This is a genomic window from Caulobacter sp. GW821-FHT10E02 (assembly GCF_059415225.1).
This window is the reverse complement of sequence record NZ_JBWKMV010000002.1, coordinates 867,139-880,618: the sequence shown is the minus strand read 5'-3', so window position 1 is coordinate 880,618 and position 13,480 is coordinate 867,139. Positions and strand designations below refer to the sequence as shown.

Below are 13,480 nucleotides of genomic sequence, written 5' to 3'. Positions count from 1 at the left end.
AGCGATGGCCCGGGAAATCATCCTCGACACCGAAACCACCGGCTTCGATCCGAAGACGGGCGACCGCCTGGTCGAAATCGGCTGCATCGAGGTGGTCGACTTCATGCCGACCGGCCGCTCATTCCACGAATATTGCGACCCGCTGCGGGACATGCCGGCCGAGGCCGAGAAGGTCCACGGCCTGTCGTCGGCCTTCCTGACCGGCAAGCCGAAGTTCCACGAGGTCGCCGACAAGTTCATCGAGTTCGTCGGCGACAGCGTCGTCGTCGCCCACAACGCCGCCTTCGACCGTAGCTTCATCAATTTCGAGCTGGAGAAGTGCGGCCGCGCGCCGATCCTGGAAGAGCGCTGGATCGACACCCTGGCCATGGCCAAGAAGCGCTTCCCGGGCATGTACAACTCGCTCGACGCGCTCTGCAAACGCTTCAAGATCAGCCTCGACAGCCGCGACAAGCACGGGGCGCTGATCGACTCGCACCTCCTGGCCGAGGTCTATCTGGAACTGCAGGGCGGCAAGGAACGCGCCCTGGAACTGACCCACGTCGAGTCCCTGTCGGTCTCGGCCGCGATCCAGGGCTCGTACGGCGCCCGCCCGCGTCCCCTGCCCCTGCGATCGACCGACGCCGAACGCGAGGTCCACGCCGCCTGGATCCGCAAGAACCTCAAGGACAAGGCCCTGTGGATCACCCAGGGCGTCGTGGCGCTCGAAGGCTAGACGCTTTCAACCAGCGCTCGCACGCGCTCCAGGTCCTCCGGCGTCGCCGGGTTGTAGACGATCATCCCCAAGTCCGGCCGGCCATCGACGGCGAAGGCGGAATATTCGAACGACACCTGGCCTAGCGCCGGATGGCGCAGGGTCTTGATGCCGTCGCCATAGTAGCGGACGTCGTTCTCGGCCCACATGGTCGCGAAGTCCGGGCTGCGGCGGGTCAGCTCCTCGACGAGAGCGTTGACCGAGGCCTCGGCCCCTGCCCCGGCGCGGGCGACATCGGCGCGGAAGGCGGCGACCACGAACCGGGCGACGTGTTCCCACTCGGTGTTGAACGCCCGCGCGCGGGGATCGCAGAAGATCCGCCGCAGGATGTTGCGCTCCTCCAGCGGCAGGTCGCCATAGTCGGCCAGCACCACGGTGGCGGCGCGGTTCCAGGCGATGACGTCCCAGGTCAGGGTCTTGATCATCGCCGGGCTGGGGTCCAGCGCGTCGAGCACACGCTGTAGGCGGGGCGAGACGCCTTCGGTCTCGCGGTAGCGGACCTCCGGCGGCCGGCCCAGGCCTAGCAGGTAGAGGTGCTCGCGCTCGACCTCGGTCAGCATCAGGGCGCGGGCGATACGGTCCAGCACGTCGGCCGACGGCGCCCCGCCCCGGCCCTGTTCCAGCCAGGTGTACCAGGTGGCGCTGATATGGGCGCGCTGGGCGACCTCCTCGCGGCGCAGGCCCGGCGTGCGGCGGCGCGCGCCCGGAAAGCCCAAGGCGGCGGCGTCCAGCTTGGCCCGGCGGTCGCGCAGATAGGCGCCCAGTCTATTATCGGTCAGGTGCGGCGCGTTCATCCTGTTAGGCCTTATACCCGTATAAGATCACTACTTTAACAGGATGATCTTAGCGCACAGGGTGTTCCACGTGAAATCCTTGGAGCGTTTTCCCATGCGTGTTTTCGTCACCGGCGCGACCGGCTTCGTCGGCTCGGCCGTCGTCCAGGAACTGCTCGCCCACGGCCACCAGGTGCTGGGGCTGTCGCGCTCCGACGCCGGCGCGGCCCAGCTGCAGGCGGCCGGCGCGGAGGCCGTGCTCGGCACGCTCGACGACCATGACGTGCTGGCCAAGAGTGCGGCCGCTTGCGACGGCGTGATCCACACGGCCTTCAATCATGACTTCTCCAAGTTCGCCGAGAACGCCCAGCAAGACGGCCGGGCGATCGGGGTCTTGGGCGGCGCGCTGGAAGGCACGGCCAAGCCGATCCTGGTGACCTCGGGCACAGCCATGCTGGCCTCGGGCCGAATGGCCACCGAGGAGGACCGGCCCGGCGGCGGCTCGCCCCGCATCTCCGAGCCCTCGGCCGACGCCCTGGTCGCCAAGGGCGTCCGCGCCTCGATCGTCCGCCTGGCGCCGACGACCCACGGGGCCGGTGACCACGGCTTCGTGCCGATGCTGATCAACCTGGCCCGCGAAAAGGGCGTCGCGGCCTATATCGGCGAGGGCGCCAACCAGTGGTCGGCCGTCCATCGCTCGGACGCCGCCCGCCTCTACCGCCTGGCGCTCGAGCGCGGCGCGGGCGGCGAGCGCTATCACGCCGTCGCCGAGGAGGCCGTGCCGTTCAAGGTAATCGCGGAGGCAATCGGCAAGGGTCTTGGCATTCCCGTCGAGAGCCGCACCGCAGATCACTTCGGTTGGTTCGCGATGTTCGCCGGCATGGACGCGGCGACATCGGCGGCCTGGACGCGGGAGACGCTGGGCTGGGGGCCGACGGGACCGAGCCTGGTCGAGGACCTGGAAAACGCCGGCTACTTCTAGACCTTCAGGTCGGCCGTCACCGGCGCGTGGTCGCTGGGGCGCTCCCACTCCCGGACCGTATCGTGGACGCGCGAGGACACCTTGCCGTCCACGATCGCCGCGTCGCGCAGGCCGGGGCTGGCGAGAATGTGGTCCAGGCGCAGGCCGCGGTTGGACTTGCGGAAGTCGGCGGCGCGGTAGCTCCACCAGCTGAACAGCTTTTCCGGCTCCGGCGTCGCCAGACGCGGCAGGTCCAGCAGGTCCATCGACTTCATCATGGCGTCGAAGGCTTCCAGTTCAGCCGGCGTGTGGCTGACCACCTTCAGCATCTGGCGGTGGCTCCAGACGTCGTTCTCGCCCGGCGCGATGTTCAGGTCGCCGGTGACGATCAGCGGCGCCTTGGGGTCGCGCTTCTTCAGGGCGGCGGTCAGGGTCTCGTAGAAATCGAGCTTGTGGTCGAACTTGGGATTGCCGATCCGGTCGGGCGTGTCGCCGCCGGCCGGGATGTAGAAGTTCTGGATGTCGACGCCGGCGACCTTGACCGCCACGCAACGGGCATGGCCCTCGCGGCAGTTCATCAGGCTCGGCACGTCCTCGAACGGCAGGCGCGAGGCGATGGCCACCCCGTGCCAGCCCTTCTGGCCGGCGATCTTCAGGTGCGGCAAGCCCATGGCCTCGAAGGCCTCGCGGGGGAACTCGCCCTCCTGGCACTTGATCTCCTGCATGCACAGGACATCCGGGCCCTGCTCGTCGACGAAACGCGCGGCCTGTTCGGCGCGGAGGCGGACGGAATTGACGTTCCAGGTGGCGATACGGAGGCGCATGCCAGCGCTCTAGCCCGGAACCCGACGACCGGAAAGAAAAATGCCCCAGGAGCCTTGGCGCCTGGGGCAAAAGTCTAGTCTCTCATGCCGCCGCCGGGAGGGGATAGGATCCGGCACGGTTTGCGAGGAGCGGGTCGGTCGCTCATCGCCATGCGTGTTAAATATGCCACGTCCAAACTTTAAGTCAAGCCCAGAACAGGTTGATTCTTGCCTGTTGTGGTAATGTCACATTCACGACAGCTGTACGGCAGCGCTACGGCTTGCCGACTTTGCGGCGCGGATCGGTCAGCACGAAAAGCTTGGGATCCAGGTCCGAAGTCTCGGCGAAGTCGATCAGGCGCACGCGGATCTGGCCGCCCTTGATGTCGGTGACGGTCCAGCCCATCAGCGCCACGGGGCTGCTCGAGAAGTCCATCGAGATACGGCCCAGCGCCTGGCGCTTGGCGTCCTGGGCGACGATGGTGAAGCCGTCGGCCAACTGGCGGATGTCGGTGATGACCACGCCGCGATCCAGGCGGACCTCGCGGGCCAGCAGCAAGTTCAGCGGCGTCTTGCTGAGCGGATAGCTCTCGAAGGTCTTCAGCCGGCTGTCGAAGATGTTGACGTTGTTGCCGTTGCTGACGACCAGCAGGCCGGCCGGCGGGTCATAGGCGAACCGCGCCTTGCCCGGACGCTGCATGTAAAAGGCGCCCTGGGTCTGGGTCCCGCGCTGGTCGGTCTGCACGAAGCGGCCCTTGGCCGAGGACAGGCCCTGGATATAGGCGGTGGCCTTGTCCATCAGCACCTTTTGCTCAGGCGTCAGCGCGGCCGGGACCGGCTTGGCGTCCTGGGCGAAGGCCATGGCCGGCGAAACGATGGCGGCGGCGAGGCCGGCCGCGAGAAGAAGACGGCGAGTGGTCATGCGAACTCCTTAGCCGCAACCTTGGCCTGCGCGAAGGCCGCCGCAAGGCCATTTTCCGGCGCCCCGATGAAGGGGCGTTCAGGTTTGGATGTGGGGAACGTCGCGGCCAAGGTGAAGGTTGCCTCCACCCACCGCACTAACGCTTGTCATCCCGGCCGCAGCGAAGCGGAGAGCCGGGACCCAGGGGCGACCGCACGGGGCTTGGCCCCTGGGTCCCGGACAAGCGCTACGCGCTTTCCGGGATGACAAGAATTGGGGCGGCCTAAAGCGGCGGCGGAGGCGGCGCCAAGATCTCGCGCTTGCCCGCATGGTTGGCGGCGCCGACGACGCCTTCCTTTTCCATCCGCTCCATCAGCGAGGCGGCGCGGTTGTAGCCGATCTGCAGGCGGCGCTGGATGTAGCTGGTGGAGGCCTTGCGGTCGCGGGTGACCACGGCCACGGCGTGGTCGTAGAGGTCGTTGGACCCGCCCTCGCCGGCGAACGCGCCCTCGATGGCCTCTTCCTGCTCCTCGTCGCCGCCGGCGGTGACTTCTTCCAGATATTGCGGGATGCCCTGGTCGCGCAGGAACTTGGCGACCTGCTCGACTTCACCGTCCGAGACGAACGGACCATGCAGGCGGGTGATGCGGCCGCCGCCGGCCATGTAGAGCATGTCGCCCTGGCCTAGCAGCTGCTCGGCGCCCTGCTCGCCCAGGATGGTGCGGGCGTCGATCTTGCTGGTGACCTGGAAGCTGATCCGGGTCGGGAAGTTGGCCTTGATGGTGCCGGTGATGACGTCGACCGACGGGCGCTGGGTGGCCATGATCAAGTGGATGCCGGCGGCGCGGGCCATCTGGGCCAGACGCTGCACGGCGCCTTCGATGTCCTTGCCGGCCACCATCATCAGGTCGGCGACCTCGTCGATGACCACGACCAGATAAGGCATGGCCTCGGGGCGGATCTGCTCGGTCTCGTAGATCGGACGGCCGGCGTCGTCGAAGCCGGTCTGGACGGTGCGCTCGAAGTGCTCGCCCTTCTCCAGCGCCTCGTTGGCCTTCTCGTTGTAGCCGGCGATGTTGCGCACGCCGATCTTCGACATCCGGCGATAGCGGTCTTCCATCTCGCGGACGGTCCACTTTAGGGCCACGACGGCCTTCTTCGGATCGGTCACGACGGGGGCCAGCAGGTGCGGGATGCCGTCATAGACCGACAGTTCCAGCATCTTCGGGTCGATCATGATGAAGCGGCACTTCTCGGGCGGCAGCTTGTACAGGATCGACAGGATCATGGCGTTGACGCCGACCGATTTGCCCGAGCCGGTGGTGCCGGCGATCAGCAGGTGGGGCATCTTGGCCAGGTCGGCGATATAGGGCTCGCCGCCGATGGTTTCGCCCAGGGCCATGGGCAGGATCTGGCTGGCCTTCTCGTAGTCGGCGCTGCTGAGCAGGTCGCGCAGATAGACCGTCTCGCGCTTGGAGTTGGGCATTTCGATGCCGATGGCGTTGCGGCCTTGGGCCACGGCCACGCGGCACGAGATCACGCTCATCGAGCGGGCGATGTCGTCGGCCAAGGCCACGACGCGGGCGGTCTTCACCCCCGGAGCCGGCACCAGCTCGTACATGGTGACCACGGGACCGGGGCGGATCTGGTCGATCTGGCCCTTGACGCCGAACTCGGCCAGCACGCTTTCCAGCAGGCGGGCGTTCTGGCGCAGCGAGCCGGCGTCGACTTCCGACGAGCGCGGCTTGGCCTTGGCCAGCATGGCCAGCTCGGGCAGCTGGAAACCGGCGTCTTCCTCGAAGTCGAAGGTCTTCTGCTGCTCACGGGCCTCGCGGCCGGATTCCTTGGGCGCGGTCTTGGGCTTGGCGATCGCCATCGGACGGGCGTCGAGCATGTCCTCGAACTCGTCCTCGTCGTCCTGAGGCGGCGGCGGGGTATAGGCGCGTTCGGGCGCGCGCTCGGAGATCGGGGTCGGGGCGGAGGCGGCGACCACGGCCTCGTCGTCGCCGTCGATCGGCGGCAGGCGGCCGGGACGCTCGCGCGGCGGCGCGGGCTGGGCCTTTTCCTTGCGGATACGGACTGGCTTGGCGGCCGGCTCGGGCATCGGCTCCGGCTCGGCGCGGACGCGCGGTTGCAGGGCGTTGCTGACAGCGGTGTGGATGGCGTCGGGATCGACCTCGCGCACGCCGATGGCGAAGCCCAGGGCGACGATGGCGGCGACGGCGAACAGCAGGGCGGCGACGATGGTCGCGCCGGGGATGTGGGCGAAGCGCAGGACGCCGGCCACCATGTGCAGGAGCGCATCGCCCCAGAAGCCGCCCAGGCCCTTTTCCAGCTGCCAGATGGCCGGCGGCGGCGGGGCCGCGAGGGTGGCGGACAGGGCCAGAAGGCCCAGGGCGCCGATGCCCGCGCGCTGGCGCAGGTCCTTGCGCTCGGCGTCCGGGTCGGCCTGGGCCACGCGGGTGACGCCGAAGACCAGCATGAACAAAGCGACGCCCCAGCCGGACAGGCCCAGCGACTGCATCAGGAGATCGGCGATGGCCGCGCCCGGACCGCCCAAGGCGTTGCGGGCCGGCTCGCCGGTGGCGGCGTTCAGGCTGGGGTCGGTGGCGTTGTAGGTGGCGATGGCCAGCAGCAGGCCGGCCCCGATCACGGTGATGATCCCGCCCCGGAACCGGGCGGTCCAGGGCTGGACCCAGCCGTAACGGATCGCATCCCAAAGGAGCTCCGTCGTGGATCGCCGCGCGGCTCGCGCCATGAAAGTCTCCGAACTCAACTTCGCCGTCGGACCCTCAGAATGGGTCGAACCGCGATGTTGTGCCCGAAGAGCGTTAAGAGGCGTTTACGGCGTTCGTCAGGAAATGATTCACAACGTCGCGGAAGTAGCCCTCGTCCTTCGACAAGCTCAGGATGAGGGCTACTTTGAATGGCGCACTAGAAACCTCATCCTGAGCCTGTCGAAGGACGAGGTTTCGGGCCCTCAGGCCTGCTCGAACGCGACCGGGCCGCCCCAGAACCCCTGGACCAGGCCATTCTGCGGACCGGGCGTCCCGGTGGTCAGGAACACTCGGCTTCCGCCCGTCCCCACGCCGTACTCTGGGTGCCGCTCCAGATAGAGCTCTAACGCGTCGGCCGTGGCTTCGGGCTGCTGGATCAGCGGGGTGCCGGCCGGCAAGGCGGCGCGGAACAGGTCGGCGATGATCTCGTAGTGGGTGCAGCCCAGCACCACGCGGTGCGGATAGCGGCCGATGCGGGTCTTCAGGGCCTGGACGTGGCTTTCGACCGCCTTGGCGATCTCGACCACCGAGGCGTCGGCCTCGATCAACGGCACTAGCTCCGGGCAGGCTTCGGAGAACACCGCCAAGTCCTGTTTGCGCTTGTCGATCTCGATCTCGTAGACGCGCGAGCGGACCGTGGCCTGGGTGGCGAACACGCCCAGGATATCGAGCTGCTCGACCTTGTCGCCGCGCCGTTCGGCCTCGTGCTCCCACGGCAGGCCGGTGGCCTTCTCGATGGTCGGCACGATGATGCCCAGGATGTTGACCGGCCGGCCGATCTCTTTCCGGTAGCCGGGCAGCCAGGTCTGTTGCAGGCGGCGCAGGGCGATGGCCGAGGCGGTATTGCAGGCCAGGACGACCAGGCTGGCGCCGCGGTCGAACAGGCGGATGCAGCCGGCCTTGGTCAGCTCGACGATGTCCTCGCCGGTGCGCACGCCATAGGGCGCGTGGGCCTGGTCGGCCAGGTAGGTGAAGTCCGCCTGCGGCAGACGCTGCACGAGGGCGCGGTGGACCGAGAGGCCGCCCACGCCGGAGTCGAAGACGCCGATCATGGCCAAAGCTGTAGCCGCCAAACCCGGCGTCGTCCACGGATCCGGGAAGGTTACAGCCGTGTCATGTGACAGGCCGCTGAACCTTGTTAGGGTCGCGTCCAAATCTTCACCGGAGACACTCCGTGCAACGTCGTACGTTCCTAGCTTCAGCCGCCGCCGTTGGGGCCTCGGCCGCCCTCAATCCGAGCTTGTCCATGGCCCAAGGCGCGAACCCGATGACCCAGAAGTGGGTCGGTCCCTATGGCGGCGTGCCGGCCTTCGACAAGGTCAAGGTCGCCGACTTCAAGCCGGCCCTGGAAACGGCCATGGCCAAGAACCTGGCCGAGATCGACGCGATCACCAGCAACAAGGCCGCGCCGAACTTCGACAACACCATCGGCGCGCTGGAAGACTCCGGCCGGATGCTGAACGACGTCCAGACCTTCTACGGCATCTGGGGCTCGACCATGAGCACGCCGGAATTCCAGAAGGTCGAGGAGGAGATGGATCCCAAGCTCTCGGCCCACGGCGACAAGATCAACCAGAACGTCGCCCTCTTCGCCCGCATCGAGGCGGTCTACAACTCGCCGGACAAGGCCAAGCTGACGCCGGAACAGCAGCGCGTGCTGTGGATCTACTACCGCAACTTCGTGCGCTCGGGCGCCAAGCTGAGCCCCGGGGCCAAGACCCGGGTCGGCGCGATCAACACCGAACTGGCCGGCCTCTACACCAAGTTCAGCCAGAACCTGCTGGCCGACGAGAGCACCTGGATCGAGCTCAGCGACGCCGATCTGGTCGGCCTGTCGGAAGGCCTGAAGGCCGCCGCCGCCTCGAACGCCGCCTCGCGCAAGCTGCCGGGCAAGTTCATCATCGTGAACACCCGCTCCAGCGTGGATCCGTTCCTGGCCGCCTCGCCGGTCCGCTCGGCCCGTGAGAAGGTCTGGCGCGCGTTCGTCAACCGCGGCGACAACGGCGGCGCGACCGACAACAACGCCATCATCGCCAAGATCCTGAAGCTGCGCGTCGAGCGCGCCAAGCTGCTGGGCTACAAGACCCACGCCCACTGGCGCCTCGAGAACGCCATGGCCAAGACGCCCGAGAACGCCATGGCGCTGATGGAGGCGGTGTGGACCCCGGCCATCGCCCAGGTCGCCATCGACGTCGCCGACATGCAGGCGATCATCGACAAGGAGAACGGCGGCTTCAAGCTGGAGCCGTGGGACTACCGCTTCTACGCCGAGAAGGTCCGCCTGGCGAAGTACGCCCTCGATATGAACGAGGTGAAGCCGTACCTGCAGCTGGACAAGCTGCGCGAGGGCATGTTCTGGGCCTCGGGCCAGCTGTACGGCTTCCAGTTCAAGAAGCTGGAAGGCATCCCCGTCTATCACGAGGACATCACCGTCTATGAGGTGACCCGCGCCGGCAAGCATGTCGGCCTGTGGTACTTCGACCCCTATGCCCGCCCGGGCAAGCGCTCGGGCGCGTGGATGAACGCCTACCGCACGCAAGAGCGGTTCAAGGGCGAGATCACCACGATCGTCTCGAACAACTCCAACTTCATCAAGGGCAAGCCCGGCGAGCCCCTGCTGATCTCGTGGGACGACGCCACCACCCTCTTCCACGAGTTCGGCCACGCCCTGCACGGCCTGAACGCCAACGCCACCTACCCGTCGGTGTCGGGCACGGCCGTGGCCCGCGACTATGTCGAGTTCCCCAGCCAGCTGAACGAGCACTGGCTGCCGACGCCGCAGGTGCTGAACCAGTTCGCCCTGCACTATCAGACCGGCAAGCCGATCCCGCAGGCCCTGGTCGACAAGATCGAGTCGGCCGGCAAGTTCGGCGAGGGCTTCGGCACCACCGAATACCTGGCCTCGGCCCTGATCGACATGAAGCTGCACCTGGCCGGCGACGTGGATATCGATCCGGACGCGTTCGAACGCGACGAACTGGCCAAGCTGAAGATGCCGCATGAGATCGTCATGCGTCACCGCACCCCGCAGTTCGGCCATGTGTTCTCAAGCGACGGCTATTCGGCCGGCTACTACAGCTATCTGTGGGCCGACACCCTGACCGCCGACGTCGCCGAGGCGTTCGAGGAAGCGCCGGGCAAGTTCTACGACAAGCCCACCGCCAAGCGCCTCTACGAGACGATCATGTCGAAGGGCAACACCGTCGATCCGGTCGATCAGTTCCGCGCCTTCCGCGGCCGCGACGTCAAGATCGGGGCGCTGATGCGCAAGCGCGGCTTCCCGGTCCCGCCGGGGGCGTAAGCCTTAGAGTCTCCCTCTCCCCTTGCGGGAGAGGGTGGCCCACGAAGTGGGTCGGGTGAGGGGTTGCACGACGCGTCCAGTGCGACCCCTCATCCGTCGCTTCGCGACACCTTCTCCCGCAAGGGGAGAAGGGTTAGATCACTTCAGGGGGCTGAAGGAGTTTCGATGGTCGCGTCCGCCGCTCTAGCCCTGTCCCTGCTGCTTTCCGGCCAAGCCGCCCCTCCCCCACCCGTGGTCGAGCTCGGCCAAGCCCCGGCCCAGGACGAGAGCGCGGTGGTCGCCGAGCTGACCGTGGTGGCCAAGCCCAAGGGGCCGGCCATCTGGCTGGTCGAGAAGGACGGCGCCAAGCTCTACATCCTCGGCTCCGCCACCCCCCTGCCCCACCAGCTGAAGTGGGAAAGTCCACGCCTGAACAAGGCCTTGGACAAGGCCAGCCTGGTGCTGGTCCCGCCCCAGGCGGCGGTCGGCGTCACCCAGGCGGCGGGTTTCCTGCTCAGCTTCGGCGGCGGCCTGCGCCAGCCGATGGGCAAGAACCTCGAAGACCAGCTGCCGGCCGACCTGAAGGCCCGCTTCGTCGAGTCCCGCAACCAGGCCCGCAAGGGCGCGGGCGACTACAAGAACTGGAAGCCGGGCGTGGCGGGCTTCCTGCTGCTGTCGGATTTCCGCCAGGCGGCGGGCCTCTCCGAAGCCAAGCCGATCAGCACCGTCGAGCGCATGGCCAAGGCCCGCAAGCTGAAGGTCAAGTCGGTCGGTCAGTACCGGATGAGCGCGGTGACCTCGATCGCCGCCAAGCTGTCGCCCGAGGACCAGCTCTTTTGCCTGCGCGTGGCCCTGGACGAGATCGCCTATGACGGCGCCCATTCCACCACGATCGGCCAGGACTGGGCCGAAGGCGACCTGGGCTCGGTCCGCGCCCGCTACCGCGCCAGCGGCGCTCAGCGTTGCCTGCTGCGCGCACCCGGCGGCGCGGCGCTGCTGGAGAAGGGCGTCGACCAGACCACCGATGCGATGACCGACGCCCTGAAGCGTCCTGGTGTCACCGTGGCGGTGGTCGATCTCGGCTTCCTGTTGCCGGCCAACGGTGTGCTGGATCGGCTGAAGGCCAGCGGCGCGACGGTGAGTTCGCCTGTAGAGTAGGTTCATCGCGGTTCCGGGGAGGGAAACCAGCATGAAGACAATCGCTATCGCCGCCATCGCCCTGACGCTGCTGGCCGCAGGTTCGGCGCGGGCCGAGGTCGTGGACGCCCAACCCAACGGCTTCGAGGTCAAGCATCAGGTCGTGATCGCCGCGCCCGCCAGCGCCGTGTGGTCGATCCTGGTGACGCCGTCGAAATGGTGGGCCTCGGCCCATACCTGGTCGGGCTCGGCCGCCAACCTGTCGCTGGGCGCGGCCTCTGGCGGCTGCTTCTGTGAGCGGCTGCCCAACGGCGGCTCAGTACTGCACATGACCACCGTCAACGCCGTCCCGGGGCAGAAGCTGGTGCTGACCGGCGCGCTCGGTCCGATGCAGAGCTCCGGCGCCAGCGGGGCCCTGACCTTCCTGCTCGCCGAGAAGGACGGCCAGACGACGGTCACCGTCACCTACGACGTCGGCGGCTACTTCAAGGGCGGCCTGGACAAGATCGCGGCCCCGGTTGACGGCGTGCTGGGCCAGCAGGTGGCCGGGCTGAAGGCGGCGGCGGAAGCCAAATGAGAAAAGCCCGCCAGACCCAGAGGTCGGCGGGCTTTCGATCTTTCAGACCGTGAGGCTTACGCGCTCTCGGCCATCCCGTCGTCGCTTGCGCCGAGCAGAGCCATCTGCAGACGCGAGCGGTCGCGGCGGGCCGCTTCGAGGGCGCCTTCGGCCAAGGCGGCTTCCGAGGTGAGGCGCTCGATCGTGGCCTGCAGGTCGGCGACCTTGTCCTCGTGTTCGCGGCGCAGCTGGTCCTGGGCTTCCTGCATGCCGTCGAGACGGGTGCGCAGTTGCTGGGCCCGTTCTTCGGCGCGCTTCATGGCCTTGTCCTGGGCCACGGTGCTCTTGGCCAGCTGGTCAGCGCGTTCGATCGCCGTGGCGCGGGCGGTGTCGACGCCGGCATGACGCTGACGCAGGCCGTCCGACTCCTCTTCCAGCGCGCGGATGCGTTCCAGGGCGCGCTCCAGGGCGACGTTGAGGTCGCCGGCGCGGCGCTCGACCGCCTTCTGGTGAGCCGAGGACTCGGCGAGACGGGCCGAGATCTGGCCGTTCATCTCTTCCAGCTTGTCGGCGCGGCCCGTGGAGGTTTCCAGGCGGGTCTGCAGGGCCGAGATCTCGGCGCGCGAGGCTTCGACCTGGCTTTCCAGGCCGCGGATGATGCGGCCGCTGTCGGTTTGGTGGGCGTGCAGGGCGTTCTCGATCGCCTGGACGCGGGCGCGTTCGCCGGCCAGCTGGGCTTCGAGGTCGGTCTCGATGCGCGACAGGCGGGCCACGTCCAGGCCAGCCTGGTCGACGCGCTTCTTCAGGGTCGCGGTCTCGTCGCCCAGCAGGGCGTTGTCCTGGTTGGCGCGGGCCAGGGCGGCCTCGGCGTCGCCACGACGGGTGTCGATGTCCTGGGCCTGGACGCGCAGGCCTTCGACGTCCTGCACCAGGTGCTCGATGCGGGCGTTGGAGTCGCGCAGGGAAGCGTCGAGGCTGGAGACCTTGAGGTCCGACTGCAGCAGGGCGTTGCGCAGGCGGTCGATCTCGAGGGCGTTGTCTTCCAGCGCCGCATCCTGGGTCTGGCGGCGGGCGTCGGATTCACCGAGGGCGGTTTCGGCGGCGGACAGGCGGGCGCTGACGTCGCGCTCCTCGGCCTGGATCTGGGCGACCTGGCGCTGGGCGTGCTCGTAGTTGGCGCGCAGGGCGATCAGCTCGGCGTGCTCGGCGCGGCGGGCGTCGAACTCTTGGGCGACCGGACCCCGGATCTCGGCGATCAGCGGCTCGATGGCCTTCAGGTGCTCCATGACGCGACCGATGCTGTCGAGGCCACCATGAATGGTCTCGTAGCGTTGGCCGATCGCCTGGGTGGATTCGATCTGGTGCTGCACGGTCTCGACCTGGGTGTCCTCACCCAGAACGATCGGCTTGCCGTTCTTGTTCTCGCGAGAATTCTTCGACAGCAGTCTCATGTCGCCCACTTTCGCCCCGTGCGAGTCCATCGCGACCTGACAGGTCGCTTGCGGACGCCGCGAATCTCTTACCCAGAGGTTAACAAC

General features: G+C 67.9%; 11 protein-coding genes and 2 pseudogenes. 6 read left to right on the top strand and 7 right to left on the bottom strand.

The features are described from left to right. Positions 1 to 4 precede the first annotated feature (4 nt). Positions 5 to 715, top strand: coding sequence for a DNA polymerase III subunit epsilon (gene dnaQ, locus AC07NI_RS13980; RefSeq protein ID WP_494620004.1), 711 nt, complete (start codon positions 5 to 7; stop codon positions 713 to 715). Here dnaQ and AC07NI_RS13975 read toward each other — a convergent pair. Beyond that, complete coding sequence (locus tag AC07NI_RS13975) at positions 712 to 1,548, bottom strand: helix-turn-helix transcriptional regulator (protein WP_494620002.1); 837 nt, start codon at positions 1,546 to 1,548, stop codon at positions 712 to 714. The two genes, dnaQ and AC07NI_RS13975, sit on opposite strands and share 4 nt — an antisense overlap. Before the next feature lie 94 nt (positions 1,549 to 1,642). Between AC07NI_RS13975 and AC07NI_RS13970 the strand changes: the two genes are divergently transcribed. Further along, a complete protein-coding gene (locus AC07NI_RS13970; RefSeq protein ID WP_494620000.1) occupies positions 1,643 to 2,509 on the top strand; it encodes an SDR family oxidoreductase in 867 nt (288 codons plus the stop codon). Here AC07NI_RS13970 and AC07NI_RS13965 read toward each other — a convergent pair. Together AC07NI_RS13965 and AC07NI_RS13960 are read right to left on the bottom strand one after the other, a co-directional pair. Continuing rightward, complete coding sequence (locus tag AC07NI_RS13965; RefSeq protein WP_494619998.1) at positions 2,506 to 3,312, bottom strand: exodeoxyribonuclease III; 807 nt, start codon at positions 3,310 to 3,312, stop codon at positions 2,506 to 2,508. The genes AC07NI_RS13970 and AC07NI_RS13965 overlap by 4 nt on opposite strands. A gap of 253 nt (positions 3,313 to 3,565) precedes the next feature. Beyond that, positions 3,566 to 4,213: an outer-membrane lipoprotein carrier protein LolA gene (locus AC07NI_RS13960; RefSeq protein ID WP_494619996.1), complete on the bottom strand. Its 648-nt coding sequence runs from the start codon at positions 4,211 to 4,213 to the stop codon at positions 3,566 to 3,568. Positions 4,214 to 4,324: 111 nt separating this feature from the next. On the opposite strand from AC07NI_RS13960, the pseudogene AC07NI_RS13955 reads away from it, so the two are divergent. Further along, positions 4,325 to 4,460 (top strand): annotated as a pseudogene (locus AC07NI_RS13955) (hypothetical protein); the annotation flags it as partial. A 15-nt stretch (positions 4,461 to 4,475) separates the two neighbouring features. On the opposite strand, the gene AC07NI_RS13950 reads toward AC07NI_RS13955, so the two are convergent. Together AC07NI_RS13950 and AC07NI_RS13945 are read right to left on the bottom strand one after the other, a co-directional pair. After that, a complete protein-coding gene (locus tag AC07NI_RS13950) occupies positions 4,476 to 6,968 on the bottom strand; it encodes an FtsK/SpoIIIE family DNA translocase (RefSeq protein ID WP_494619994.1) in 2,493 nt (830 codons plus the stop codon). A 204-nt stretch (positions 6,969 to 7,172) separates the two neighbouring features. After that, on the bottom strand, positions 7,173 to 8,021 hold the full coding sequence (locus tag AC07NI_RS13945; RefSeq protein WP_494619992.1) for a glutamate racemase: 849 nt from the start codon (positions 8,019 to 8,021) through the stop codon (positions 7,173 to 7,175). Between the two features lie 122 nt (positions 8,022 to 8,143). Here AC07NI_RS13945 and AC07NI_RS13940 point away from each other — a divergent pair, with 122 nt between their 5' ends. Beyond that, on the top strand, positions 8,144 to 10,270 hold the full coding sequence (locus AC07NI_RS13940) for a M3 family metallopeptidase (protein ID WP_494619990.1): 2,127 nt from the start codon (positions 8,144 to 8,146) through the stop codon (positions 10,268 to 10,270). A gap of 11 nt (positions 10,271 to 10,281) precedes the next feature. On the opposite strand, the pseudogene AC07NI_RS13935 reads toward AC07NI_RS13940, so the two are convergent. After that, a pseudogene (locus AC07NI_RS13935) lies at positions 10,282 to 10,392 on the bottom strand (hypothetical protein); the annotation flags it as partial. Positions 10,393 to 10,435: 43 nt separating this feature from the next. Between AC07NI_RS13935 and AC07NI_RS13930 the strand changes: the two are divergent. Both AC07NI_RS13930 and AC07NI_RS13925 read left to right on the top strand, forming a co-directional pair. Beyond that, on the top strand, positions 10,436 to 11,407 hold the full coding sequence (locus AC07NI_RS13930; RefSeq protein WP_494619988.1) for a TraB/GumN family protein: 972 nt from the start codon (positions 10,436 to 10,438) through the stop codon (positions 11,405 to 11,407). Between the two features lie 31 nt (positions 11,408 to 11,438). After that, positions 11,439 to 11,963 carry an SRPBCC family protein gene (locus AC07NI_RS13925; protein ID WP_494619986.1) on the top strand — a complete coding sequence of 175 codons (525 nt, stop codon included), beginning with the start codon at positions 11,439 to 11,441 and terminating at the stop codon, positions 11,961 to 11,963. A gap of 56 nt (positions 11,964 to 12,019) precedes the next feature. Here the strand turns inward: AC07NI_RS13925 and creS are convergent, their stop codons facing one another. After that, entirely contained in the window at positions 12,020 to 13,393 is a 1,374-nt protein-coding gene (gene creS, locus AC07NI_RS13920) for a crescentin (RefSeq protein ID WP_494619984.1), read from the bottom strand. Positions 13,394 to 13,480 lie beyond the last annotated feature (87 nt).